Raw genomic sequence first — 23037 nt, forward strand, 5'->3', positions numbered from 1 at the left:
GCCGCACCGACGTTGGCGGCGCGCGACCGGCTCCACGTCTCGGAACCGTCATGCGCGCGTGCTATCATGGCCGCCGCCGTATACACCATATCGAGCAGCCCGCCGGTCCGGCGGTCGCACGGGAACCCGTCCGGGAACCGCGTGGCGCCGGGCGGGCTCGCCACCGAGCCGGCCTGCGCCGGCCCCCACATCAGGCACGCGCGGCCGGTACCGTTCGAGCAGAGCGGGGCCGCGGCGTGCTTCAAGGCGGCGGCGCGGCCGCCCGGTTGCCGGACGCGGAAACTGCGTCCGGGGGCTGGATACACGCGTAAAATTAGAGTCTTGGCTGCAAAAGGCGCGCTCGCGCGCCCACGCGGCAACAGTCACGTTTAGAGAAGTCGCATTGCGCAGAACAGGGGTGGGACCATCATGAACACCATGCTTTATCCGGAACTTTACAGGTCGCTCGAAGCTGTCCGCTGGGACATGGAGAAGGACATTCCGTGGGACAAGTTCGACGCTTCGCTGCTCACCGACGAGCAGGCGAAGACGATCAAGATGAACGCGATCACCGAATGGTCGGCGCTGCCCGCGACGGAGATGTTCCTGCGCGACAACCAGCACGACAGCGACTTTTCCGCGTTCATGAGCGTGTGGTTCTTCGAGGAGCAGAAGCATTCGCTCGTGCTGATGGAATACCTGCGCCGCTTCCGGCCGGAAATGGTGCCGACCGAAGAGGAACTGCACGCGGTGCGCTTCGAGTTCGATCCGGCGCCGCCGCTCGAGACGCTGATGCTGCATTTCTGCGGCGAGATTCGCCTGAACCACTGGTATCGCTGCGCGGCCGACTGGCACACCGAGCCCGTCATCAAGCACATCTACGAAACGATTTCGCGCGATGAAGCGCGCCATGGCGGCGCATACCTGCGCTACATGAAGAAGGCGCTGAACAATTGCGGCGACGTCGCGCGCGCGGCGTTCGCGAAAATCGGCGTGCTGATGGCGTCGGCGCGCCGCACCGAGAAGCCGCTGCACCCGACCAACCTGCACGTGAACCAGGCGCTGTTCCCGCGCGACACCGTGCAGTCGCGCCTGCCCGATCCGGAATGGCTCGAGCGCTGGCTCGACGAGCAGATCCGCTTCGACGGCGAGTGGGAAAAGAAGGTCGTCGAACGGATCCTGCACAACCTGTCGATCCTGTTCGAGCGCACGTTCGCGACCGCCCAGGAGCTGAACCGCTACCGCAAGGAAGTCACCGGCCGCCTGCAGTCCGAAAGCGGCCCGTCGTCGGCCGCGCAACCGGCCTGAGGCCGCGCGGCATCGCAGCCGGCGTGAAGCGCCGCCGGTCGCGATCGCCGCAGTGTATTCCCGCATGAAGCCCGCCCGGCCATCCGGCGGGCTTTTTCTCTGGCGCCGCCGTGTTCCGTCGCGACGTGCACCGCGCGCCGCTCACGCCATCCGAAATTCATCATGTCCGCTACCTTCGAACGCAAGCTGATCACCCGCGACGCCCTCGTTGCCCTGCGCGCTTCGCTGCCTTCGCCCGTCGTGTTCACGAACGGCGTGTTCGACATCCTGCACCGTGGCCACGTCACGTATCTCGCCGATGCGAAGGCGCTCGGCGCGTGCCTGATCGTCGGCGTGAACAGCGATGCGTCGGTGCGCATGCTCGGCAAGGGTGACGACCGTCCGATCAACCGCGAGGAAGACCGGATGGCGCTGCTCGCGGCGCTGGAAAGCGTCGACTGGGTCGTGAAATTCGAGGAAAAGACGCCGGTGTCGCTGATCGAGGCCGTCCGTCCGGACATTCTCGTGAAGGGCGGCGACTACGACATGGACGCGCTGCCGGAATCGGCCATCGTGCGCGGCTGGGGCGGGCGGGCGCTCGCGATTCCGTTCGAGCACGACCGCTCGACCACCGCGCTGCTGAAGAAGGTGCGCGCGCAGCAGTCCTGATCCGGGTGCCGCGCCGTCAGGGCGCGGATGCCGCGAGCGGCTCGGCCGGCACGGCCGGCGCGCCGATCGGACCGCCGATCACGGGCTGATCGCTCGCCTGCGCGAGCGGCATCGCATGCAACGCATCGGGCCGAACCTGCCGGGACAGCACGCCCGGTTCGCGCGGGCCGGCCGCCGGCAGCGGCCCGAACACGCCGCGCACGGCGACGAACGCAAGCAGGTTCGCGAGAATGAGAACAGCGATCAGCCAGCGCAGCATCGTCGACACTCCTCGTCGTTGTTCAGTCGTTCAACCGTTCGCTCGGGCCGCATGCACGTGCGGCCGGCTGTCTGCACGGGCGCACGCGCCGGCGCCCGTTTTCCATCCCCACCGTGACGAAGCCCGCACTCGGGCCTGCGTCGACGCGGCCGGCGCGATGCCGACCGGTTTCCGTCAGTTCCGCGCCGCCGCGTCCGCGGCGATCAACGCAAGCCCCGACAGGATCAGCGCGTCGTGCCGCGTATGCGGCAGCGTCAGCGCGCGCGCGACATCGTCCGCCGCGCCGCCTGCCAGCACGAGCCGCACCGGTGCCTGCCACGCATCGGCGAGATCGCGCCATGCGCGCTCGATCAGCCCCGCCTGCGCGTACAGGCAGCCCGCCGACAGCGAGCGCGGCGTATCGACCTGGAACGGCTCGGCCTGCGCGCCCGCGAGCAGCCCGCTCGCGATGTCGGTGGTCAGCGTCGGCAGCTGCGCGGTGTGCGTGCCGAGCGCGCGCATCATCAGCGCCCAGCCCGGCGCGATCAGCCCACCGGTGAAACGGCCGTCCGCGCGCAGCGCTTCGAGCGTCGTCGCCGTGCCGAACGTCGCGATCAGCAGATGCTCGCCCGGAAACGCCGCCCGTGCGCCGATCAGGCCGGCCCAGCGATCGCTGCCGAGCTGCTCGGGCGTCGTATAGCCGTTCGTCACGCCGCATTGCGCGGGCCGCGAGCGGATCGTCGTGCGCGCCAGGCCCGGCCAACGGGCGTCAAGCAGCGCGTCGAGCCGCGCGGCCACATCGGCGCCCGCGACGTTCGAGATCCATGCGCCATGCGGACGCGGCAGGGCCGACCAGTCGGGATCGGCACCGCCGTCGCGCGTATGGCCGAACGCGCCGGTGTCGACGAGCGTGCGCTGCGCGTCGGCGAGCGCCCACTTGATCCGGCTGTTGCCGGCGTCGATCAGCAGGTGCGGTTCGTTCATTGCGCTTCGCGCAGCGATATGTCGCCGGCCGCGATCGCCTGGATGCCGTCGGGCGTGTCGAGCAGCAGTTGGCCGGTCGCGTCGATGCCCGTCGCGATGCCGCGCACGCGTTCGACGCCCTGTTCGAGCAGCACGACTTCGCGCCCCGCGTATGCGTGCAGCGCGTGCCAGCGCGGCAGGAACGGCGCGAGCCCGTCGGCGCCGAACTGCGCGAGTGCGGGCGTGAGCGCGTTCAGCGCCGCGGCGAGCGTATCGGTGAGGTTCGCCGATGCGCACGCGGCCGACAGCGCCGCCGGCGGCAGCCCGCTCGCGAGCGTCGCTTCGCGCGCACGCAGCGCATCGACCTGCGCGGCGACGGCTTCCGCGCCGCGCACGTTGATGCCGAAGCCGATCACGACGGCGGTCGCGTCGGCGGTGGTCCAGACGGTTTCGATCAGGATCCCGGCAAGCTTGCCGACGATGCGCGACGTGCCGTCGGCGGCGGTCGTCAGCAGCAGGTCGTTCGGCCATTTGAGCGCGACGCGCGTGCGGGCGTCGAGCGGCAGCGTGGCGAGCCCTTCCGCGAGCGCAACGCCGATCGCGATGCTGAGGCCGCCCAGCGCGTCGACGGGGCGCGGCACGATGCAGCCGACCGAGCAGAGCAGCGCGTTGCCGGGCTGCGCGAACCAGGGACGGCCTTGCCGGCCGCGGCCCGCCGTCTGCTCGAACGCGACGCGCACGAGCGGCGCGGGCAGCGCGTTCGCGGTGCGCGGCAGCGCCTTGAGGCGCGTCGCGACGTCGGCGTTGGTCGAGCCGGTGGCGGCGACGATGTCGAGCGGCCACGCGCGCGGCGCGGCGTCCAGGTGCGCCTCGAGCCGGTTGCGCGCGATGTGCGCGTCGCCGGAATCGGGCGTGTCGGAGGAGGTGGGGGCATTCATGGCGCCTATTGTAGCGACAGGGGGCCGTGCGTGACGGGCGGCGCGCACGACAGGCGGGGCCGGGGCGGCGGCCCGCACGCGACCTGCGCAAAGCCGCCGCCCGCGCGGCTCGGTGCTTCTCGATCTGCACCAGCGCCTTGACACCCTCTTCGGACGTTTTCGCGGGCAGGCTCCTGCCCTTCAGGGCCGGCGTGGCGGGACGATTCCCGTTGCGGGCGGTCGATGCGCGGGGCGTCAGCTCGCTCCGCCGCCGCGTTCGCGCCGGCGCGGCCGACGCACCGTCACGGCGCGACGACCGGATGCTTCAACGCATGCGCGGTCTCGATCCACTGCGCATGGAATTCGTCCGCGTCGGGCTTGAGCCCCAGCTCGCCGTTGCGATAGGCCATCGCGAGCGTTTGCACGGCTTCCGGCAGCTCGTGTTCCGCCGCACGGCGATACAGCGCGAGCGCGCGCGCTTCGTCGCGCGGCACGCCGCTGCCTTCGCGGTACGCGTTCGCGAGCATGAAATCCGCGGCCGGGATGTCCGCGCGCGACGCGATCCCGAACCAGTGTGCGGCCTGCACCGGGTCGGCAGCGATGCCGTAGCCGCTGCGATAGATCAGCCCGAGGTAATACGCGGCGGCCGGATCGCCGTGTCCGGCCGCTTCGCCGAGCAGCGTGCGGGCGCGTGCGTAGTCCTTCGGAAGGTCGCCGCTGCCGAGCAGCAGCGCCTTGCCGAGCGCCAGTTGCGCACGCCGCGCGGCCGGCGTGTCGGCTTTCGCGTCCGCCTGCGCGGCGGTTTCGAGCCAGCCGCGTCCCTCGTCGCGCAGCCCCGGCTCGCGCGCATCGACGAGCGCGATGCCGAGCGCCGCCTGCGCGTCGCCCGAGCCGCGCCGCGCGAGGGTGCGCAATTGCGCGAGCGCGTGCGGCTCGACGGCCTGCGCGACCATCGCCTGCCATTCGTCGAGCTGCGCGGCGCTCGGCGCGGGGCCGGCGGCGCGCCAGCCCGTCGCCGCGACGACGGCCGCAACGGTCACGGCCGCCGCCGCGAGCAGCGCGGCCGGCGGGAGTTTCGCGCGCAGCAGGCGCCGCGCGGCGGCGGCGAAGCCGGCCTCGGCGGGCCGCATCGTCCGGATCGGTTGCATCGCAGGTCTCGTGGTCATTGCGTGAGGTCGATCTCGTAGATGGCGAGGTTCTTGCCCGAGCCGTCGTCGGCCGCGACCTGCGTGAGGCCGGTCAGGCCGGCTGCCGCCGCGTCGCCGAGCCGGTTCGGCGCGGACGTGAACTGCACGTGCGCGACCGAACTCGCCAGCTTCGTGAAGCGCCAGCTGCGCTGCGCGCCGTCCGCCGCGCGCGTGATCGCGCCGCGCTTCTTGATGAACGCGATCAGCACGTCGCGGTTCGCGTCGGGCGACGCGAAGATCGTCTTGCTGCCGTCGAGGCCCGGGAAGTTGCCGCCGCCGCTCGCGCGGTAGTTGTTGGTCGCGACGATGAACTGCGCGTTCGGGTCGATCGGCGCGCCCTTGTACGTCAGGTTCCTGATCCGGCTGCCGACCGGCTGCGTGACGTCGATCTCGTACGCCAGATCCGCGGACGTGAACATGTCGAAGTTGTAGCCGGGGAAGCTGCTGACGAGCGGCTGCACGGTCGCCTTGGTCGGATCGATCGTGTTGAAGCGCTTCGCGGCCGTCTCGAGCCAGTTCTTCACGTCGCTGCCGCTCACCTTCACCGCGTACACGGTGTTCGGATACAGGTACAGGTCGGCCGCGTTGTTGATCGCGAGCGCGCCGGGCGCGACGTCCGTGTAGTCGCTGCCGCCGCCGAAGCCGCTCTTGAACGGCGCGCTGACCGACAGCACCGGCAGCGACGCGTATTGCGGCAGGTTCGCCTGCACGTAGGTCTTCACGTAATCGGCCTGCGCCTCGTTGACGATCTGGATCGCGCCCGGATCGCCGACGTCCGCGAAGTACGAGTTCATCCGGTAGTCGGTCGAGCCGATCGGCGTCTTCACGTAGTCGATCGTCGCCTGGTGTTCGGCGGCGATCGCGGCGGACACCGACGGATCGGCGGCGACGTAGCTCTTGTCCGCGTTCTGGATCGGCCGCGCCTCGACGGTCGTCAGCGACTTGTCGACGCTCCACGTCTTGCCGTCGAACTTCAGGCCGAGCTTGATCACGCCGAGATGCTTGCCCCAGTAGTTGGCCATCACGGTCGGCACGCCGTTGACGGTGCCCTTCGCCTTGTCGACGCCCGGCAGGTTGAACTGCGCCACGGTGCTGTTCGCGTCCGGGAACACCTGGTGCGAGTGGCCGATCAGCATCGCGTCGATGCCGGGCACCGTCGACAGCCACCAGCTGCCGTTTTCCATGGTCGGCGAATACGCGGCATTGTCGAGGCCGCCGTGCGAGATCGCGACGACGAGATCGGCGCCCTTCGCGCGCATCTCCGGAATGTACTTCTCGGCCGCTTCTTTCAGGCCGGTCGTGTAGACCTTGCCGTCGAGCCAGCGCTTGTCCCAGCTCATGATCGCGGGCGGCGTGAAGCCGATGATGCCGATCTTCACCGGCGCGCTGACGGTCTTGCCGTCGGGCGCGACGGCCGTCACGGTGCGGGTCAGGATCGTGTACGGCGTGAACAGCGGCGCGTTGGTCCGCGCGCTGATCACGTTCGCGAGCACCTGCGGGAAGTTCGGGCCCGCGCACTTCTTCTGCTGCGCGGGGGCCGGCAGCCCGTCGACGTCGAACGTGTTGCCGGTCACCTGCGACAGGTACGGCAGCCCGTAGTTGAACTCATGATTGCCGATCCCGCCGCCGTCGAACTTCGCCGCGTTCATCACCTTGTAGATCGCGAGCGTCTGGTCGCAGCCGATCGGGTTCACGAGCGCCTGGTAATCCGACAGCGCGGTGCCCTGGATCGTGTCGCCGTTGTCGAGCAGCAGCGTGTTCGGGTACTGCGCGCGCGCCTGCGCGATCAGCGTCGACACGCGCTCGAAGCCGAGCGATTTGTCGGCGGCGAGCTTGAAATAGTCGTACGACAGCACGTTGGTGTGCAGGTCGGTCGTTTCGAGCAGCGCGAGCGTGGCCGTCGTGCCGGCGGGCGCCTGCGTCTGCGACGACGGCGGAGCGGTGACGTCGTCGCCGCCGCAACCGGCGAGGGCGAAGGCGAGGCTGGCGAGCGCGGCGGCGGCGGTCACGCGGCGGCGGGAAAGCGGGGGGAGACGCATCGATTGTCCTGTTTGGTGTTCTGTTCTATGAATCGCGAGGAGCGCAGCGAAATGACGGCGCGGGCGCCGACGGCCTGACGTGCGGCGCGTGAGAGTATCGAAAGGAAACGTGACGGAAGAATGAAAGGTCGCGTGCCCGGCACGCCGCTGCGGCGGCGAACGCCGCGCCGTGACGGGCCGGCCGCCCTCGACGAGGCGCCTTTGGCCCGGCGTCGGCGCCGGGCGCGCCCGGCTGCGCGCCCCGACGGCAATCCTCACGTCGCGGCGCCGGACGGTTCGATACAATGGCCGCTGTCATCCTTTTGCAAACAACCCGCCCTTGGACTTCGACACACCTCCCGGCCTGTCGGTCGACGCCGGCGGCCAGGGCCAGACGGTGCGCCTGACCGGCCAGTGGACCGCGCTCGCGCTCGCGCGCAATCGCGGCGAGGTCGCGCGCCGCGTCGCGGGCATCGCGTCCGGGCGCGTGAGCGAATGGGATCTGTCCGGCATCGAGCGGCTCGATCACGTCGGCGGCCAGGCGCTGTGGCGCGTATGGGGCCGCAAGCTGCCGGCCGGCGTCGAGCTGACCGCCACGCAGCGCACGATCTTCGAGCGGATCGAGCGTCTCGACAGCCAGCGCGAGGCGCCCGAGCGCGTCGTGCGCTTCGATCCCGTCACGCGCCTCGGCCAGGCGATCTTCGCGTTCGGCGAACACCTGCAGGGCGGCATCGCGATGTTCGGCCTCGTGATCCTCGACGTGCTGTCGGTGCTGCGCCGGCCGCAGACGATGCCGTGGAAGGAAACCTCGGCGAACATCTACAGCGCCGGCGCGCAGGCGCTGCCGATCACCGCGCTGGTCGCATTCCTGATCGGCATCGTGCTCAGCTATCTGTCCGCGCAGCAGCTGCAGATGTTCGGCGCGAACCGCTACATCGTGAACATCCTCGGGCTGTCGGTGATTCGCGAACTCGGGCCCGTGCTGTCGGCGATCCTCGTCGCGGGCCGCTCGGGCTCGGCGATCACCGCGCAGATCGGCGTGATGCGCGTGACCGAGGAGCTCGACGCGATGCGCGTGATGGGCATTCCGCACGGGCTGCGGCTGATCCTGCCGCGCGTGCTCGCGCTCGGCGTCGCGATGCCGCTGCTGGTGATGTGGACCAACATCGTCGCGCTGACGGGCGGCGCGCTCGCCGCGAAGTTCGTGCTCGGGATCGACGTCAACTATTTCGTGCGCTCGCTGCCGGGCGTCGTGCCGATCGCGAACCTGTACATCGGCCTCGGCAAGGGCGTCGTGTTCGGCATGCTGATCGCGCTGGTCGCATGTCATTTCGGCTTCAGGATCAAGGCGAACTCGCAAAGCCTCGGCGAAGGCACGACGACGTCGGTCGTGTCGTCGATCACGGTCGTGATCCTCGCCGACGCGGTGTTCGCGATCCTGTTCCAGAACGTGGGGCTCGGATGAACGCGTCGAAACAACCGGCGGCCGGTGCCGTGCCGGCCGATGCCGCCAGCGCACATGCCGCGGCAGTCGGCGCGGGATCGGTCGGCATGCCGCCGGCGGCCGCCGCGCACGGCGACGACCTCGTGATCGAGGTGCGCAACCTGACGAAGCGCTACGGGCGCAACATCATTCACCAGAAGCTCGATTTCGACGTGCGGCGCGGCGAGATCGTCGCGATCGTCGGTGGCTCGGGCTCGGGCAAGACGACGCTCGTGCGGCAGATCCTCGGCCTCGAGCGGCCGACGTCGGGCACGATCAAGGTGTTCGGCGAAGACACGTCGAAGATCGACGACGCGAGCGCGCGGATGATGCGCACGCGTTCGGGGATGCTGTTCCAGCAGGGCGCGCTGTTCTCGTCGATGACGGTGTTCGACAACGTCGCGCAGCCGCTGCGCGAGCTCGGCCGTGTACCGCCCGACCTGCTGCACGACATCGTGATGCTGAAGCTCGAGATGGTCGGGCTGCCGTGCAAGCACGCGTCGAAGATGCCGGCCGCGCTGTCGGGCGGGATGGTGAAGCGGGTCGGCATCGCGCGCGCGATCGCGCTCGAGCCCGAGCTGCTGTTCCTCGACGAGCCGACCGCCGGGCTCGACCCGCAGGCGTCCGACGAATTCGTCGAGCTGATCGCGACGCTGCACCGCACGCTCGGGCTGACCGTCGTGATGGTGACGCACGATCTCGACACGATGGTTGCGTTGTCGACGCGCGTCGCGGTGCTGGCCGATCGCAAGGTGCTTGTGGCGGCGCCGGTCGAGGAGGCCGCGAACGTCGACCATCCGTTCATCCACGAATATTTCCTGGGGCTGCGCGGGCGCCGCGCACTGCAGGCGCTGCCGCCCGAGCGGCGCGCGAAGCTGCCGAAGGCGGCCCTCGAACCGGCGCTGTCGAGCGTCGAGTTGTAAGCAAGGCAAGAAGCAAGGAACCCGCGAATGGAAAACAAATCACATGCGTTCTGGGCCGGCCTGTTCACGATCGCGCTGACGCTGGCGATCGCGGGCACCGTGTTCTGGTTCAACGTCGATCGCACCGTGCGCGTGCCGTACGACCTGCTCGCGCGCACCAACGTGACGGGCCTGTTCCCCGATGCGGCCGTGCGCTTTCGCGGCCTCGACGTCGGCAAGGTGCAGTCGATCGGCTTCGACCGCTCGCATCCGGGCCAGATCCGGATCCGGATCCTCGTCGACCATGACGCGCCGATCACGCAGTCGACCTACGGCAGCCTCGGCTTCCAGGGCGTGACGGGCATCGCGTTCGTGCAGCTCGAGGACACGGGCCGCGATCTGGCGCCGCTGCCGTCGTCGCCGAAGGCGATCGCGCAGATCCCGATGCGGCCGAGCCTGTTCGACCAGATCCAGGAGCGCGGCGACGTGCTGCTGCGGCAGCTCGAACTGGCGGCGAAAAGCGCGAACGCGCTGATGTCGCCGGAGATGCGCGAGCAGCTGCGCGCGACGGCCGAAAGCCTGCAGCACGCGGCGGACGGCGCGACGACGCTGTCGAAGCAGCTCGCGCCGGCGGTGGCCGCGCTGCCGGAAACGATGCATCAGGTCGATCGCGCGATGGCGTCGGCGAACACGCTGCTGCAGCCGAACGGGCCGCTCGTGGCGAACCTGAACAAGGCCGGCTCGGCTGCCGAGCAGGTCGGCGTCGCACTGAACGACCTGAACGCGCGGGTCCAGTACGACACGCTGCCGCGGTTCAACGTGCTGGCCGGCAGTGTCGGCGATGCGTCGCGGCAGTTGAAGGACGTCGCCGGTGAACTCGGCCGCAACCCGAGCAGTCTGTTGTTCGGTTCGCCCGGCTCCGCGCCCGGCCCCGGCGAGGCGGGCTTCGTCTGGCCGGGGGCAGGGGCCGCCGGGAAATGAAGCCGATCGCCAGCCCGGGCCACGACGTCATCGAAACCGGAAACATCATGCAGGAACATGCCATGCCACGAATCCTTGATCGCGCGCTGCGTCCCGCCGCGACCGCGCTCGCGATGCTGACGCTCGTGTTCGCCACCGGCTGCGCCGGCAACGGCGCGGCGCTGTCGAACGTCCGCTACGACCTCGGGCCGGCCGCATCGGCCGTCACGGCCGGCACGGCCGGCACGGGCCCCGCGCTGAAGGTGCTCGACGTCGCCGCGCCCGACGCGCTCGACACGGACAAATTCGTCTATCGCCTCGCGTACGCGGATGCGCAGCGCACGGCCGTCTATCGCGACAGCCGCTGGACCGCGTCGCCCGCGCAATTGCTCACGCAGCGGCTGCGCGGCGCGCTGTCGTCGCGCGGCGCGGTGCTCGAAGGCTCCGACGGCGTGCGCGCGCCGACGCTGAAGGTCGACCTGAACGAATTCGAGCAGGTGTTCGACGGGCAGTCGCAGAGCCACGGCGCGGTCACCGCGCGCGCGACGCTGATGCAGGACGGCAAGGTGCTCGGCCAGCGCACGTTCGTCGCGCGCGCGCCGTCGAGCACGCCCGACGCGGCCGGCGGCGCGCGCGCGCTCGCGGCCGCGAGCGACGAGCTCGTGTCGCAGATCGCGGCGTGGGTCGGCGTGCAGGCGTACGCGGGCAACCCGTGACGCAGCGCGCGCAGCCGCGATGAGCGCGCCGGGCACGTCGCGCGCGTCGTCGCTGGCGCGGCAGGCGTTCGCCGCGTATGCGGCGCTCATCGTCTATGCATCGCTGTATCCGTTCGACGGCTGGGTATCGCTCGGCATCGGGCCGTTCGACTACCTGTTCGCGCCGATGCAGCGTTATGTGACCGCGTTCGACGTGGTCACCAACGTGCTCGGCTACATGCCGTTCGGCGCACTCGGCGTGCTCGCGCTGCATCCGCGCTGGCGCGGCGTGGCCGCGACGCTGATCGTGGGCGGCCTCGGCGTGCTGCTGTCGGGATCGATGGAGGCGCTGCAGACCTACCTGCCGACGCGCGTCGCGTCGAATCTCGACCTCGCGGCCAACGCGCTCGGCGCGCTGCTCGGCGCGGCGCTCGCGGCACCGGCCACCGGCGCGCTGCTCGACCGCGGCGCATTGCGCCGGCTGCGCTTCGCGTGGTTCGAGGCCGACGGCGCGACGCCGCTGCTGCTTGCCGCGCTGTGGCCGTTCGCGATCCTGTTTCCGTCGCCGTTCCTGTTCGGCATCGGCGACTGGCCGGCCGCGCTGTGGGAGCGCGCCGACGGCTCGATGCAGGACGCGCTGCTCGCATGGCTGCCGGCCGCGTGGCGAGTGAACGAATGGCCCGAGCGCGTCGACGGTTGGCTGTCCGATTCCGCGTGGGAAGCCGCCCTCGGCGGGTTGATGCTGTTCGCCGCGCTGGCGATCGCGTCGCTCGCGATGCGCGCCCGCGCGCCGCGCGTGCGGCTCCTGATCGCGTTCGTCGCCGCGACGCTCGCGCTGAAGGCGGCCGCGACCTTCATGCAGTCGAGCACCGGCCTCGTCGTCGTGTGGGCGACGCCCGGCGCGCGGCTCGGCATCGAGCTCGGCTTCGCGGCGGCGCTGCTCGCATTGCGCGTGCCGGCCGCGTGGCGCGCGCTGCTCGCGGCGCTCGCGCTGCTGGCCGGTGTGGCGCTCGTCAACCTGCTGCCCGTCAACCCGTTCTTCGACTTCACATTGTCGGGCTGGCGGCAGGGCCGCTACGTGCACTTCAACAGCATCGCGCGCTGGCTCGCATGGATCTGGCCCTACGCGGCGCTGATCTGGCTCGGCCAGCGGGTCGAGCACGCGTGGCTGCCGGCCGCGCGGCGGCGCTGACGCGGCGGGAGCGGCAACGGGGCGGCGCGGCCGCGCCTCGTCCGGTCGCGGGCAGCCGCGCGCGCCGATCGCTATAATCGTCCGCACATCCGTTGCCGCGCGCAACGGCAATCGCCCCTTCTTTCCGCCCGGCGCCGCGCCGGGCCGCACGTCATCATCATGGATTCCTACTACCAGCACCACGTCTTCTTCTGCCTGAACCAGCGCGAACCGGGCGCCGAGCGTCCGAGCTGCGCGCAATGCGACGCGCAGACCATGCAGGAGTACGCGAAAAAGCGCGTGAAGGAACTCGGCCTCGCGGGGCCGGGCAAGGTGCGCATCAACAAGGCCGGTTGCCTCGACCGCTGCGAGGAAGGGCCCGTGATGGTCGTGTATCCGGAAGGCACGTGGTACACGTACGTCGACCAGGCCGACATCGACGAGATCGTCGAATCGCACCTGCGCGACGGCAAGGTCGTCGACCGCCTGAAGATCTGAGCGGGCCGGCCGAATGAACGTTCATACGCAGAAGTCGCTGATTCCCGGCCCGATCGGGCAGATCGAAATCGCGGTCGACCTGCCCGACGCCGTGCGCGAGGGCGGCGCCGCGCCGCGCGGCATCGCGCTCGTCGCGCACCCGCATCCGCTGTTCGGCGGCACGATGGACAACAAGGTCGCGCAAACGCTCGCGCGCACGCTGGTCCAGCTCGACTACGTGGTGTACCGGTCGAATTTCCGCGGCGTCGGCGCGACCGAGGGCGTGCACGACAACGGCGTCGGCGAGGCAGACGACCTGCTCGCCGTGCTCGCGCACATGCGCGCGCAGCCCGCCTATGCGGACCTGCCGCTCGTGCTCGCGGGCTTCTCGTTCGGCACCTTCGTGCTGTCGCACGTCGCGAAGCGGTTGCGCGACGCGGGCGAGACGATCGAGCGGATGGTGTTCGTCGGCACGGCCGCGAGCCGCTGGCAGGTCGCCGACGTGCCGGAGAACACGCTCGTGATCCACGGCGAAACCGACGACACGGTGCCGATCGGTTCGGTCTACGACTGGGCGCGGCCGCAGGAACTGCCGGTCGTCGTGATCCCCGGTGCCGAGCATTTCCTGCATCGCAAGCTGCACGTGCTGAAGCGCATCATCGTCGACGCGTGGCGTTGATCCGCTGAACCCGGCGTGCGGCGCCGCTGCCGCACGACCGCGATGTCGCCGCGCGCGACATCGCGCCGCATCGTGTCCCGACGCGATCGCAGATGCCCGCTCCAGCGCGGCGCAATCCGGCTTGCACGGCGCCTGCGCACGCCTTTCGCGCGGCTTCGAGCACGATTCTCCGCAGCGAAGCCGCGCTATCCTCCCGAAGCCTGTGTGTGGCCGCATGAGCCCTGGTTCGCGAAAACGCCGTTCGCGGCCACGTATAATGGCCGCATTTCGCGTCGCCCGCGGCCCGGCCGGGCCCATGCGGCGCTCGTTTCGCCGCCTGTCCGCCCGCTCGCGACGGCCGCGAACCGAACGCGTCCGCACGAGTCCAACCGGCGCGTTTCGCGCCGTCCGACGCAGTCGGACGAACGCCGGAACGCTCGCCGCCTTGCCGTTCAACCCCTGCGCGTTTCGCGCCGCACTTTCTGCCACCAGCCTGAATCGATCATGCGTCTGTCTCCCCAAGGCCTCAAGTCCCTCGCTTCTTCCATCGCCTTCGGCACCGCCGCGCGCAACGTCGCGCTGGGCGTGATGCTGCCCGTCGCACTCGCGTCGACGATCGTCGTCGCCGAGGCGAAGCCGGCCGCCAAGGCCAAGGCCGCGCATGCCGCGCCGGCCGCCGCCACCGAGCAGTTCACCGGCGCGCCCGCGACCTTCATGCCGGGCGCGGTGCCGCCGCCGGGCGTGAACGCGCGCTCGTGGGTGCTCGTCGATGCGACGAGCAACACCGTGCTCGCATCGGGCAACGCGGACGAACGCGTCGAACCCGCGTCGCTGACGAAGCTGATGACGGCCTACCTGGTGTTCGAAGCGCTCGACAAGAAGAAGATCTCGATGGAGCAGATCGTCACGCCGAGCGTTGCGGTTCGCCGTGTCGGCACCGACGAGTCGCGCATGTTCATCGAGGCGAACAAGCCGGTGTCGGTGCACGACCTCGTGTACGGGATGATCATCCAGTCGGGCAACGACGCCGCGATCGCGCTGGCCGAACTGGTCGGCGGCAGCGAAGGGCAGTTCGTCACGCTGATGAACGACGAGGCGGCGCGCCTCGGCATGAAGGGCACGCACTTCGCCGACGTGAACGGCATGCCCGACCCGAACCACTACACGACGGCCGGCGACCTCGCGAAGCTGTCCGCGCACCTGATCCGCGATTTTCCGCAGTACTACAGCATCTTCTCGGAGAAGGAATTCAAGTACAACAACATCCGCCAGGGCAACCGCAACCGCCTGCTGTGGCTGGATCCGACGGTCGACGGCCTGAAGACGGGCCATACGCAAGCGGCCGGCTATTGCCTGATCGCGTCGGCCAAGCGCGCGATCCCGGGTGTCGACAGCCAGCGCCGTCTCGTGTCGGTGATGATGGGCGAGCAGAAGGAAAGCGAGCGCACGCAGGACAGCATGAAGATGCTGAACTACGGCTATAGCGCGTTCGACGCGGTGCGCCTGTTCAAGGGCGGCCAGGCGATGTCGACGCCGCGCATCTACAAGGGCAAGGAAAACACCGTGCAGGTCGGCGTGAAGGGCGACCAGTGGGTGACCGTGCCGCGCGGCCTGGGCGACAAGGTCAAGCCTGAAGTCGAGGTCAACGCGCCGCTGATCGCGCCGCTCGCGGAAGGCCAGCAGGTCGGTACCGTGAAGATCGTCGCCGACGGCAAGACGCTGTCGGAGTTCCCGGTCGTCGCGCTGCAGGCGGTGCCGGAAGCGGGTATCTTCGGTCGTATCTGGGACTCGATCCTGCTGATGTTCAGCAAGAAGAAGTAAGCGCGACGGGCCTTTGTTTTCACGACTTCATCCCCATCTGGTATAGCCATGAGCCAAGCCGAATTCGAACCGATCGTCTACCTCAGCGTGTCGTCGCAGGAGGAGCTGGTGCCGTTGTCGCAAGCCCGGGTCCCGGTGCTCGACCGCGGGTTCATCTTCGGCGATGGCGTGTATGAAGTCGTCCCCGTTTATGCGCACGACGGCGCGCACGTGCCGTTCCGGATCGAACAGCATCTGGAACGGCTCGCGCGCAGCCTGAAGAAGATCGGCATCGACGATCCGCATGACGCGGCCGGCTGGCGCGCGCTGATCGAGCGCGTGGTCGCCGCGAACGCGGAAGGCCTCGGCGACGGCAATGCGCTCGTCTACCTGCAGGTCACGCGCGGCGTCGCCAAACGCGGCCACGCGTTCCCGGCGAACACGGTGCCGACGGTGTTCGCGATGACGAGCCCGCTGCGCCTGCCGTCGGACGAGGAGCGCGCGCGGGGCGTGCGCTGCGTGACGGCCGAGGATCGTCGCTGGCTGCATTGCGACATCAAGTCGATTTCGCTGCTCGGCAACGTGCTGATGGCGCAGCATGCGGCCGAACGCGATGCGTTCGAGACGATTCAGCTGCGCGACGACAACGTGACCGAAGGTTCGTCGTCGAACGTGTGGATCGTGAAGAACGGCGAGCTGATGGCGCCGCCGCGCAGCAACAGGATCCTCGAAGGGATCCGCTACGCGCTGGTCGAGCAACTGGCCGAGGAATGCGGCATTCGGTTCGTCGCGCGCGAAATCAGCGAGGTCGAGCTGCGCTCGGCGGACGAGATCATGATCACGTCGGCCACGAAAGAGATTTTGCCCGTCACGTCGCTCGACGATCTGCCCGTGCAGGGCGGCAAGCCGGGCCCCGTGTTCGCGGCGTTGTACGACGCGTACCAGCGTGCGAAGGCACGCGAGTTTGAACAGTTTGACCTAACCCGGAGAAAATGATGAGCGAACCGACCAAAACCATCGAGGTCACCGGCGCGATCGATACCCGGAAGGAGTCGCTGCTGGAGTTTCCGTGCGATTTCCCGATCAAGATCATGGGCAAGGCGCACCCGGAGTTCAAGGACACGATCTTCAAGGTCGTGGCCGTCCACGACAACGAGATCGACGTCGAGAAGATCGAGGAGCGTGCCTCGAGCGGCGGCAACTACACCGGCCTCACGATCACCGTGCGCGCGACGAGCCAGGAACAGCTCGACACGATCTACCGTGCACTGACCGGCCATCCGATGGTCAAGGTCGTGCTCTGAGCGCCGTTTTCCATCCGCCTTCTTGCGCGCACTCGGCGGGGGTCTTCCCCGCCGCGCGCCGCGCGTCCAGCTCGTCGCACAGCAGCTTGTATTCGGCGACTTCCTGAAGCAGCCACGCCCTGAACGCCTGCACGCGCGGCGTGTTCAGAAGCGGCGGCGGACACACGAAAAAATAGTGCCACGGGCTCTGCCCGTCGATGTCGAACAGGCGCACGAGGCGCCCGTCCAGCAGGTCGTGCACCGCGAGCGAGCGGCGCACCAGCGCAATGCCCTGGCCGTCGATCGCGGCCAGCAGCAGGTTCGACGAATCCTGGTACAGAATCCCCCGTTTCGGCTCGGTCAGCGTATCGAGCCCGGCCGCGTCGAACCACGGCCGCCACAACTCGTCGTCCGAGCGCAGCAGGTTGTAGTGCACGAGATCGGCGGGCGTCCGCGGCAGGTTGCCGCCGTTCAGCGTCGGCGAGCACGCCGGAAAGAACACCTCCTCGAACAGCGGCTCGACGTGCAGCCCCGGATAGGTGCCCGAGCCGAAGCGGATCGCGAGGTCGACGTCGTCGCGCGCGAAATCGGTGAGCGAGTTGGTCGACTGCAGCTCGACGTCGATTTCCGGATGCCGCTCGATGAACGTGCCGATGCGCGGCGTGATGAAGCGCGCGGCGAACGACGACAGCATCGACACCACCAGCCGTCGCCCGCGGTCGCTTGCGCGCACCTCGCGGGTCGCGTCGGCGATCACCATCAGCGCGGTGCGGACCTGCTGCGCGTAGCGCATGCCGGCGTCGGTCAGGCACAGCCGCTTGCCGTTGCGCGTGAACAGCTGCACGCCGAGCTCCTCCTCGAGCGCGCGAACCTGGTGGCTGACCGCGCCGTGCGTGACGTACAGCTCGTCGGCGGCGCGGGAGAAATTCTCGTGGCGGGCGGCGGCTTCGAACGCGCGAATCGCGTTCAGCGCAGGCAGCTGGCGGAGGTCCATTTGCTAATTTTCCTCACATCGACGTGAAAATTGGTCGTTTTGTCGGACGCCTTGAAGTGACTACGATTGTAGCCATCGAAGCATTTATTGGCGGAGACGATCATGCAAGAAATTTCTTCAAGCATCACGTTCGAAATTCCCGCGGGCGAAACCGTGCCGATGAAGGTGCAGCGCAGCACCCGTCTGACGGTGCAGTGCGGGCCGGTGTGGGCGACGCGCAGCAACGACGTCGAAGACTACTTCCTGGTCGACGGCGAGACGCTCCGGCTGCGCCGCGGCGAGCGGCTGTGGCTCAGCGCGGAAGGCCGGCAGGGCGCGCATGTGGCGTTCTCGGTGTCGCGGCCGGCCGGGGAGATCGCGCGTGGCGCGCTCGCACGGCTGCGCGATCGTGTGAATGCGCTGCTCCACGACGGCTGGCGCACCGTCTAACGGGCCTTTCCTCCGACGGATACGCGCGATCCGTCCCCTTCCGGAGCCGGCGAGACGCATGGGTTTTCGGTAAACTACCGCCCATGTCCGTCTCGCCGGTTGCCATCGTGTCCACGCCTGTCGCTGTTTCCGAATCGCCCGCCGGGTCTCCGGTTCAGCCCGTCGCGCCGGTCACCGTGCGCTGTCGGGGCAGCGAGGCCTACGAGACGAGCTTCGACGCGATGCGCGCGTTCACCGACACGCGCACGGCCGACACCGGCGACGAAATCTGGGTCGTCGAGCATCCGCCCGTCTACACGCTCGGCCAGGCCGGCGACCCGGCCCACCTGCTGGTGGCCGACAGCGGCGTGCCGCTCGTGAAGGTCGACCGCGGCGGACAAATCACCTACCACGGCCCCGGCCAGATCGTCGTCTACCTGCTGCTGGACCTGCGCCGGCGCAAGCTGATGGTGCGCACGCTCGTGACGAAGATCGAGGAAGCCGTGATCGAAACCCTCGCGGCGTATAATCTCGCTTCGGTCCGCAAGGCGGGCGCGCCGGGAATCTACGTGGCATCCGGCGTGCACGAAGGCGCGAAGATCGCGGCCCTCGGCCTGAAGATCCGCAACGGCTGCAGCTATCACGGGCTGAGCCTGAACGTGAAGATGGATCTGCGCCCGTTTCTCGCGATCAACCCGTGCGGCTATGCCGGACTGGAAACCGTCGACATGGCGAGCCTCGAGGTTGCCGCCGACTGGAACGACGTCGCCCACACGCTGGTGGGGCGTCTGATCGCCAACCTCGACGGCGAATCCGCGGCCGCCGACAAGCCGCAGGCACTGGAACATTCGAATGACTGACGTTACCGCTTCCCCCGCACCGGCCGATTCGGCCGCGACCCCTGCCTACGATCCGACCGCCAAGCAGAAGGCGCAGGCGAAGACGGCGCGCATCCCGATCAAGGTCATTCCGATCGAGAAGCTGAAGAAGCCGGAATGGATCCGCGTGAAGGCGGCCACCGGCAGTTCGCGCTTCAACGAGATCAAGACGATCCTGCGCGAGCACAACCTGCATACCGTGTGCGAGGAAGCGAGCTGTCCGAACATCGGCGAATGCTTCGGCAAGGGCACCGCGACGTTCATGATCATGGGCGACAAGTGCACGCGCCGCTGCCCGTTCTGCGACGTCGGCCACGGCCGTCCCGATCCGCTCGACGCGAACGAACCGAAGAACCTGGCCCGCACGATCGCCGCGCTGAAGCTCAAGTACGTGGTGATCACGAGCGTCGACCGCGACGACCTGCGCGACGGCGGCGCCGCCCATTTCGTCGAGTGCATCCGCGAAGTGCGCGAGCAGTCGCCGGAAACGCGCATCGAGATCCTGACGCCGGACTTCCGCGGCCGTCTCGACCGCGCGATCTCGATCCTCAACGCGGCACCGCCCGACGTGATGAACCACAACCTCGAAACGGTGCCGCGCCTGTACAAGGAAGCGCGCCCGGGTTCGGACTACGCGCACTCGCTGAAGCTGCTGAAGGACTTCAAGGCGCAGCATCCGGACGTCGCGACGAAGTCGGGCCTGATGGTCGGCCTCGGCGAGACCGAAGAGGAAATCCTGCAGGTGATGCGCGACCTGCGCGCGCACGACGTCGACATGCTGACGATCGGCCAGTACCTGCAGCCGTCCGAGCACCACCTGCCGGTGCGTGCGTACGTGCATCCGGACACGTTCAAGATGTACGAGGAAGAGGCGTACAAGATGGGCTTCACGCACGCGGCCGTCGGCGCGATGGTGCGGTCGAGCTATCACGCCGATCTGCAGGCGCACGGGGCCGGAGTGGTCTGAGCGCCGCGTTCGCGCAACAGCCTCACATCTCATGCAGTTGAAGAAGCCCGCAGCGATGCGGGCTTTTTCGTTGGTGCGGCCGCCGCCCGCGCGTTCGCACGACAATCGCCATCCGACCGGACGCGTGTTCCGGTCGAACGTGGAAAGCAAAGCTGAAACGGCATCGATAGCTTCGCAGGATAAGTTCGCTCCCGCCGCGCGCAAAGCTCGTAAAGTCGGCTCTCCCGCAGCAATGCCCGCATTCGAAGGAGAGCCGCATGTCCCGTTTCAGCTTCGTCCGCCGCGCCGTCGTCGCGCTGACCGCCTTTGCCGCGCTGGGCGCGGCGCACGCCGAATCGCGCGAAGTCGTGATCGCGTACCAGGATATGGTCGTGCCGTGGCGCTACGCGCAGGCGAGCGGTGAAGTCGAAAAGGCGACCGGCTACAAGGTCACGTTCCGCAAGCTTGACAGCGGCGCCGACGTGATCCGCGCGCTCGCGTCGGGCTCCGTGCAGCTCGGCGAGGCCGGGTCGAGTCCGATCGCGGCCGGCCTGTCGCAGGGGCTCGACATCTCGCTGTTCTGGGTGCTCGACAACATCAACGACGCCGAGGCGCTCGTCGCGCGCAACGGCTCGGGCGTGACCAGCGTCGCCGCGCTGAAGGGCAGGAAGATCGGCGTGCCGTTCGTGTCGACGTCGCATTTCCATACGCTCGTCGCGCTGCAGGCCGCCGGCGTGAATCCGAACGACGTGAAGATCGTCAACCTGCGTCCGCCCGAGGTCGCGGCCGCGTGGACGCGCGGCGACATCGACGCGACCTACATCTGGGACCCGGTGCTCGCGAAGGTCAAGCAGTCGGGCACCGTGCTGACGACGTCGGGCCAGGTCGCGAAGCAAAGCGGCAAGGCGACCTTCGACGGCTTCGTCGTGAGCCGCAAGTTCGCGCGCGAGAACCCCGAGTTCGTCGCGCGCTTCGTGAAGGTGCTCGCGTCCGCCGATGCCGACTACCGCGCGCATGCGGCCGCGTGGAAGGCCGGTTCGCCGCAGGTCGCGGCGGTCGCGAAGGTGTCGGGCGCGGACGTGCAGGACGTGCCCGCGAGCCTCGCGCTCTACGCGTTCCCGACGCCGGCCGAGCAGGCGTCGCCGACGTGGCTCGGCGGCGGTGCGCAGTCCGGCGCCGCGAAGTCGCTCGCGGCCACCGCCGCGTTCCTGAAATCGCAGGGCACGATCCAGACGGTGCTCGCCGACTATTCGGTCGGCGTCGATCCGCAGTTCGTGCAGAAGGCCGCACGCTGAACGCGGCGCATCAGGCGACTCAGGCCACTCATCGCGGAGCCCTCGATCATGAGCACGCTGGAAGTCCGTCAGGTATCGGTCGCCTATCCGGGCGAACGCGGTCGGCCGACGACGCAGGCGCTCGCGCGCGTCGACCTGCGCATCGATTCCGGTGAATTCGTCGTCGCGCTCGGCGCGTCCGGGTGCGGGAAGACGACGCTGCTGAACTGCATGGCCGGCTTCGTCGCGCCGACGACGGGCGACGTGCGCGTCGACGGCGTGCCGGTCGCGGGCCCCGGCGCCGACCGCGGCGTCGTGTTCCAGAAATATGCGTTGCTGCCTTGGCTCGACGTGCTCGAGAACGTCGCGCTCGGGCTGCGCTTCGCACGCGTGTCGAAGGCGGAGCGCGAAGCGCGGGCGCGGGAGATGCTCGCGCTCGTCGGCCTCGAGCGCCATGCGCATGCGCGCGTGTACGAGCTCTCGGGCGGGATGCAGCAGCGCGTCGGCATCGCGCGTGCGCTCGCGAGCGATCCGCGCGTGCTGCTGATGGACGAGCCGATGGGCGCGCTCGATGCGATGACGCGCGGCACGATGCAGGCGCTCGTCCTCGACGTGTGGGCGCGCACGGGCAAGACGGTGTTCTTCATCACGCACGACGTCGAGGAGGCGCTGTTCCTCGCGACGCGTCTCGTCGTGATGACGCCCGGCCCCGGCCGCATCGCGGAAACCTTCGAGCTGCCGTTCGCGCGGCGCTACGTCGAATCGCGCGATGCGCGCGCGGTGAAGTCGTCGCCGGAATTCATCGCATGGCGCGAGCGGCTGATCGCGTATCTGCATCGCGACGAGGCGGTCGCGGAGGTCACGTGATGCACGAATTCGCGCGGCAGGGCGCGTCCGTCGGGCGCGGCCGGATCAGTACTTTGCACAGGCAGGACGATATGAGCACGCAGGATTCCTGGGCGGCCGATCGAGCGGCCGGGAGGGTCGAGCAGGACGAGCGCACGACGCGGCGCAAGGCGGCGCGGCCGTCGCGCCGCTACCGCTTGCCGGGCCAGGGCAAAACCGCGGGGCTCAGCGCGGCGACGGTCGCGGCGCTGGCCGTGCTGTGGTGGAGCGCGACGCATTGGCAGTGGTTGCCGCCGCTGTTCCTGCCCGCGCCGGAAGCGGTGTGGGCGGCATTCGTCGATGCGTGGCACGGCCGCATCCAGGGCGGCCTGCCGCTGCCCGAGCATCTGCTGTGGAGCGCCGCGCGCGTGTTCGGCGCATTCCTGCTCGCCACCGCGATCGGCGTGCCGGCCGGCGTCCTGATGGGCGTGAGCCGTGTCGCGCGCGGCGTGCTCGATCCGCTGCTGGAATTCTACCGGCCGCTGCCGCCGCTGGCGTACCTGCCGCTCGTCGTGATCTGGTTCGGCATCGACGAGACGGCGAAGCTGGTCGTGATCTTCCTCGCGTGCTTCGCGCCGATCGCAATGGCCGCCCGTGCGGGCGTGCGCGCGGCGACGGTCGAGCAGATCAACGCCGCCTATTCGCTCGGCGGCAGCTTCGCGCAGATCGTGCGCCACGTCGTGCTGCCGGCCGCGCTGCCGGAAATCCTCACTGGGCTGCGGATCGCGATCGGGTTCGGCTGGACGACGCTCGTCGCGGCCGAGATGGTCGCCGCGACGGCCGGGCTCGGGCAGATGGTGCTCAACGCGTCGAGCTTCCTGCGCACCGATATCGTCGTGATGGGCATCCTGATCATCGGCGCGATCGCGTGGCTGTTCGATCTCGCGATGCGATGGGTCGAGCGGCGGATCGTGCCGTGGAAAGGGCGCGGATGACACGCAGCAGGCGGCGCATGCGCGCCGCCT

Annotated in this window: 24 protein-coding genes; 18 read left to right on the forward strand and 6 right to left on the reverse strand. The window is 69.3% G+C overall.

Annotated features, from left to right (window positions below; all coding sequences use genetic code 11):
* The first annotated feature begins 408 nt into the window (after positions 1 to 408).
* Positions 409 to 1287, forward strand: a complete 879-nt coding sequence (locus ACV22V_RS13225; RefSeq protein WP_059451551.1) for a ferritin — start codon at positions 409 to 411, stop codon at positions 1285 to 1287.
* Between the two features lie 162 nt (positions 1288 to 1449).
* Positions 1450 to 1935 carry a D-glycero-beta-D-manno-heptose 1-phosphate adenylyltransferase gene (gene rfaE2, locus ACV22V_RS13230; RefSeq protein ID WP_059451616.1) on the forward strand — a complete coding sequence of 162 codons (486 nt, stop codon included), beginning with the start codon at positions 1450 to 1452 and terminating at the stop codon, positions 1933 to 1935.
* Positions 1936 to 1951: 16 nt separating this feature from the next.
* On the opposite strand, the gene ACV22V_RS13235 is transcribed toward rfaE2, so the two are convergent.
* The 5 genes from ACV22V_RS13235 to ACV22V_RS13255 form a co-directional block, all read right to left on the reverse strand.
* Positions 1952 to 2194 carry a hypothetical protein gene (locus ACV22V_RS13235; RefSeq protein ID WP_059691412.1) on the reverse strand — a complete coding sequence of 81 codons (243 nt, stop codon included), beginning with the start codon at positions 2192 to 2194 and terminating at the stop codon, positions 1952 to 1954.
* A gap of 174 nt (positions 2195 to 2368) precedes the next feature.
* Positions 2369 to 3157, reverse strand: a complete 789-nt coding sequence (locus tag ACV22V_RS13240) for a type III pantothenate kinase (RefSeq protein WP_059523989.1) — start codon at positions 3155 to 3157, stop codon at positions 2369 to 2371.
* Positions 3154 to 4074, reverse strand: coding sequence for a biotin--[acetyl-CoA-carboxylase] ligase (locus tag ACV22V_RS13245; protein WP_448014146.1), 921 nt, complete (start codon positions 4072 to 4074; stop codon positions 3154 to 3156). The genes ACV22V_RS13240 and ACV22V_RS13245 overlap by 4 nt, the downstream gene beginning before the upstream one ends.
* A 281-nt stretch (positions 4075 to 4355) precedes the next feature.
* Positions 4356 to 5201 (reverse strand): tetratricopeptide repeat protein, encoded by an 846-nt coding sequence (locus tag ACV22V_RS13250; RefSeq protein ID WP_448014147.1) that lies wholly within the window; start codon positions 5199 to 5201, stop codon positions 4356 to 4358.
* 14 nt (positions 5202 to 5215) lie between these two features.
* Entirely contained in the window at positions 5216 to 7279 is a 2064-nt protein-coding gene (locus tag ACV22V_RS13255; protein ID WP_322039758.1) for a bifunctional 2',3'-cyclic-nucleotide 2'-phosphodiesterase/3'-nucleotidase, read from the reverse strand.
* Positions 7280 to 7598: 319 nt separating this feature from the next.
* Between ACV22V_RS13255 and ACV22V_RS13260 the strand changes: the two genes are divergently transcribed.
* The 10 genes from ACV22V_RS13260 (at position 7599) to ACV22V_RS13305 (ending at position 16708) form a co-directional block, all read left to right on the forward strand.
* Positions 7599 to 8723: an MlaE family ABC transporter permease gene (locus ACV22V_RS13260; protein WP_448014149.1), complete on the forward strand. Its 1125-nt coding sequence runs from the start codon at positions 7599 to 7601 to the stop codon at positions 8721 to 8723.
* Positions 8720 to 9664: an ABC transporter ATP-binding protein gene (locus ACV22V_RS13265; RefSeq protein WP_448014151.1), complete on the forward strand. Its 945-nt coding sequence runs from the start codon at positions 8720 to 8722 to the stop codon at positions 9662 to 9664. The genes ACV22V_RS13260 and ACV22V_RS13265 overlap by 4 nt, the downstream gene beginning before the upstream one ends.
* Before the next feature lie 27 nt (positions 9665 to 9691).
* Positions 9692 to 10624, forward strand: coding sequence for an MlaD family protein (locus ACV22V_RS13270; protein ID WP_059524000.1), 933 nt, complete (start codon positions 9692 to 9694; stop codon positions 10622 to 10624).
* A gap of 47 nt (positions 10625 to 10671) precedes the next feature.
* A complete protein-coding gene (locus ACV22V_RS13275; RefSeq protein WP_448014153.1) occupies positions 10672 to 11319 on the forward strand; it encodes an ABC-type transport auxiliary lipoprotein family protein in 648 nt (215 codons plus the stop codon).
* Positions 11320 to 11338: 19 nt separating this feature from the next.
* The gene (locus ACV22V_RS13280) at positions 11339 to 12490 is read left to right on the forward strand and encodes a VanZ family protein (protein WP_448014155.1); all 1152 of its coding nucleotides are present in this window, start codon (positions 11339 to 11341) and stop codon (positions 12488 to 12490) included.
* Between the two features lie 159 nt (positions 12491 to 12649).
* Complete coding sequence (locus ACV22V_RS13285) at positions 12650 to 12967, forward strand: (2Fe-2S) ferredoxin domain-containing protein (protein WP_011694422.1); 318 nt, start codon at positions 12650 to 12652, stop codon at positions 12965 to 12967.
* A 13-nt stretch (positions 12968 to 12980) separates the two neighbouring features.
* Positions 12981 to 13625, forward strand: a complete 645-nt coding sequence (locus tag ACV22V_RS13290; RefSeq protein ID WP_448014157.1) for an alpha/beta hydrolase — start codon at positions 12981 to 12983, stop codon at positions 13623 to 13625.
* Between the two features lie 483 nt (positions 13626 to 14108).
* Positions 14109 to 15425: a D-alanyl-D-alanine carboxypeptidase family protein gene (locus ACV22V_RS13295; protein ID WP_059703286.1), complete on the forward strand. Its 1317-nt coding sequence runs from the start codon at positions 14109 to 14111 to the stop codon at positions 15423 to 15425.
* 48 nt (positions 15426 to 15473) lie between these two features.
* The gene (locus ACV22V_RS13300; protein ID WP_448014159.1) at positions 15474 to 16400 is read left to right on the forward strand and encodes a D-amino acid aminotransferase; all 927 of its coding nucleotides are present in this window, start codon (positions 15474 to 15476) and stop codon (positions 16398 to 16400) included.
* Entirely contained in the window at positions 16400 to 16708 is a 309-nt protein-coding gene (locus tag ACV22V_RS13305) for an HP0495 family protein (RefSeq protein ID WP_059524041.1), read from the forward strand. Before ACV22V_RS13300 ends, ACV22V_RS13305 begins: the two co-directional genes overlap by 1 nt.
* Here the strand turns inward: ACV22V_RS13305 and ACV22V_RS13310 are convergent.
* Positions 16692 to 17681 (reverse strand): transcriptional regulator GcvA, encoded by a 990-nt coding sequence (locus tag ACV22V_RS13310; RefSeq protein WP_448014161.1) that lies wholly within the window; start codon positions 17679 to 17681, stop codon positions 16692 to 16694. The two genes, ACV22V_RS13305 and ACV22V_RS13310, sit on opposite strands and share 17 nt — an antisense overlap.
* 102 nt (positions 17682 to 17783) lie before the next feature.
* On the opposite strand from ACV22V_RS13310, the gene ACV22V_RS13315 reads away from it, so the two are divergent.
* The 6 genes from ACV22V_RS13315 (at position 17784) to ACV22V_RS13340 (ending at position 23007) form a co-directional block, all read left to right on the forward strand.
* A complete protein-coding gene (locus ACV22V_RS13315; RefSeq protein ID WP_059524043.1) occupies positions 17784 to 18110 on the forward strand; it encodes a DUF2917 domain-containing protein in 327 nt (108 codons plus the stop codon).
* Between the two features lie 83 nt (positions 18111 to 18193).
* Positions 18194 to 18949, forward strand: a complete 756-nt coding sequence (lipB, locus tag ACV22V_RS13320) for a lipoyl(octanoyl) transferase LipB (RefSeq protein ID WP_448014162.1) — start codon at positions 18194 to 18196, stop codon at positions 18947 to 18949.
* Positions 18942 to 19934, forward strand: a complete 993-nt coding sequence (lipA, locus tag ACV22V_RS13325; RefSeq protein ID WP_448014164.1) for a lipoyl synthase — start codon at positions 18942 to 18944, stop codon at positions 19932 to 19934. Before lipB ends, lipA begins: the two co-directional genes overlap by 8 nt.
* 257 nt (positions 19935 to 20191) lie before the next feature.
* Positions 20192 to 21208: a taurine ABC transporter substrate-binding protein gene (gene tauA, locus ACV22V_RS13330; RefSeq protein ID WP_059524012.1), complete on the forward strand. Its 1017-nt coding sequence runs from the start codon at positions 20192 to 20194 to the stop codon at positions 21206 to 21208.
* 48 nt (positions 21209 to 21256) lie between these two features.
* Positions 21257 to 22054 (forward strand): taurine ABC transporter ATP-binding protein, encoded by a 798-nt coding sequence (locus tag ACV22V_RS13335; RefSeq protein ID WP_448014166.1) that lies wholly within the window; start codon positions 21257 to 21259, stop codon positions 22052 to 22054.
* Positions 22054 to 23007 (forward strand): ABC transporter permease subunit, encoded by a 954-nt coding sequence (locus ACV22V_RS13340; protein WP_059524016.1) that lies wholly within the window; start codon positions 22054 to 22056, stop codon positions 23005 to 23007. Before ACV22V_RS13335 ends, ACV22V_RS13340 begins: the two co-directional genes overlap by 1 nt.
* Positions 23008 to 23037 lie beyond the last annotated feature (30 nt).

Source organism: Burkholderia sp. AW33-5, from assembly GCF_053427615.1.

Coding starts and splice junctions, on each gene's coding strand:
- ACV22V_RS13225 (WP_059451551.1), top strand. CDS start 409: ATGAACACCATGCTTTATCCGGAACTTTACAGGTCGCTCGAAGCTGTC.
- rfaE2 (WP_059451616.1), top strand. CDS start 1,450: ATGTCCGCTACCTTCGAACGCAAGCTGATCACCCGCGACGCCCTCGTT.
- ACV22V_RS13235 (WP_059691412.1), bottom strand. CDS start 2,194: ATGCTGCGCTGGCTGATCGCTGTTCTCATTCTCGCGAACCTGCTTGCG.
- ACV22V_RS13240 (WP_059523989.1), bottom strand. CDS start 3,157: ATGAACGAACCGCACCTGCTGATCGACGCCGGCAACAGCCGGATCAAG.
- ACV22V_RS13245 (WP_448014146.1), bottom strand. CDS start 4,074: ATGAATGCCCCCACCTCCTCCGACACGCCCGATTCCGGCGACGCGCAC.
- ACV22V_RS13250 (WP_448014147.1), bottom strand. CDS start 5,201: ATGCAACCGATCCGGACGATGCGGCCCGCCGAGGCCGGCTTCGCCGCC.
- ACV22V_RS13255 (WP_322039758.1), bottom strand. CDS start 7,279: ATGCGTCTCCCCCCGCTTTCCCGCCGCCGCGTGACCGCCGCCGCCGCG.
- ACV22V_RS13265 (WP_448014151.1), top strand. CDS start 8,720: ATGAACGCGTCGAAACAACCGGCGGCCGGTGCCGTGCCGGCCGATGCC.
- ACV22V_RS13270 (WP_059524000.1), top strand. CDS start 9,692: ATGGAAAACAAATCACATGCGTTCTGGGCCGGCCTGTTCACGATCGCG.
- ACV22V_RS13275 (WP_448014153.1), top strand. CDS start 10,672: ATGCAGGAACATGCCATGCCACGAATCCTTGATCGCGCGCTGCGTCCC.
- ACV22V_RS13280 (WP_448014155.1), top strand. CDS start 11,339: ATGAGCGCGCCGGGCACGTCGCGCGCGTCGTCGCTGGCGCGGCAGGCG.
- ACV22V_RS13285 (WP_011694422.1), top strand. CDS start 12,650: ATGGATTCCTACTACCAGCACCACGTCTTCTTCTGCCTGAACCAGCGC.
- ACV22V_RS13290 (WP_448014157.1), top strand. CDS start 12,981: ATGAACGTTCATACGCAGAAGTCGCTGATTCCCGGCCCGATCGGGCAG.
- ACV22V_RS13295 (WP_059703286.1), top strand. CDS start 14,109: ATGCGTCTGTCTCCCCAAGGCCTCAAGTCCCTCGCTTCTTCCATCGCC.
- ACV22V_RS13300 (WP_448014159.1), top strand. CDS start 15,474: ATGAGCCAAGCCGAATTCGAACCGATCGTCTACCTCAGCGTGTCGTCG.
- ACV22V_RS13305 (WP_059524041.1), top strand. CDS start 16,400: ATGAGCGAACCGACCAAAACCATCGAGGTCACCGGCGCGATCGATACC.
- ACV22V_RS13310 (WP_448014161.1), bottom strand. CDS start 17,681: ATGGACCTCCGCCAGCTGCCTGCGCTGAACGCGATTCGCGCGTTCGAA.
- ACV22V_RS13315 (WP_059524043.1), top strand. CDS start 17,784: ATGCAAGAAATTTCTTCAAGCATCACGTTCGAAATTCCCGCGGGCGAA.
- lipB (WP_448014162.1), top strand. CDS start 18,194: ATGTCCGTCTCGCCGGTTGCCATCGTGTCCACGCCTGTCGCTGTTTCC.
- lipA (WP_448014164.1), top strand. CDS start 18,942: ATGACTGACGTTACCGCTTCCCCCGCACCGGCCGATTCGGCCGCGACC.
- tauA (WP_059524012.1), top strand. CDS start 20,192: ATGTCCCGTTTCAGCTTCGTCCGCCGCGCCGTCGTCGCGCTGACCGCC.
- ACV22V_RS13335 (WP_448014166.1), top strand. CDS start 21,257: ATGAGCACGCTGGAAGTCCGTCAGGTATCGGTCGCCTATCCGGGCGAA.
- ACV22V_RS13340 (WP_059524016.1), top strand. CDS start 22,054: ATGCACGAATTCGCGCGGCAGGGCGCGTCCGTCGGGCGCGGCCGGATC.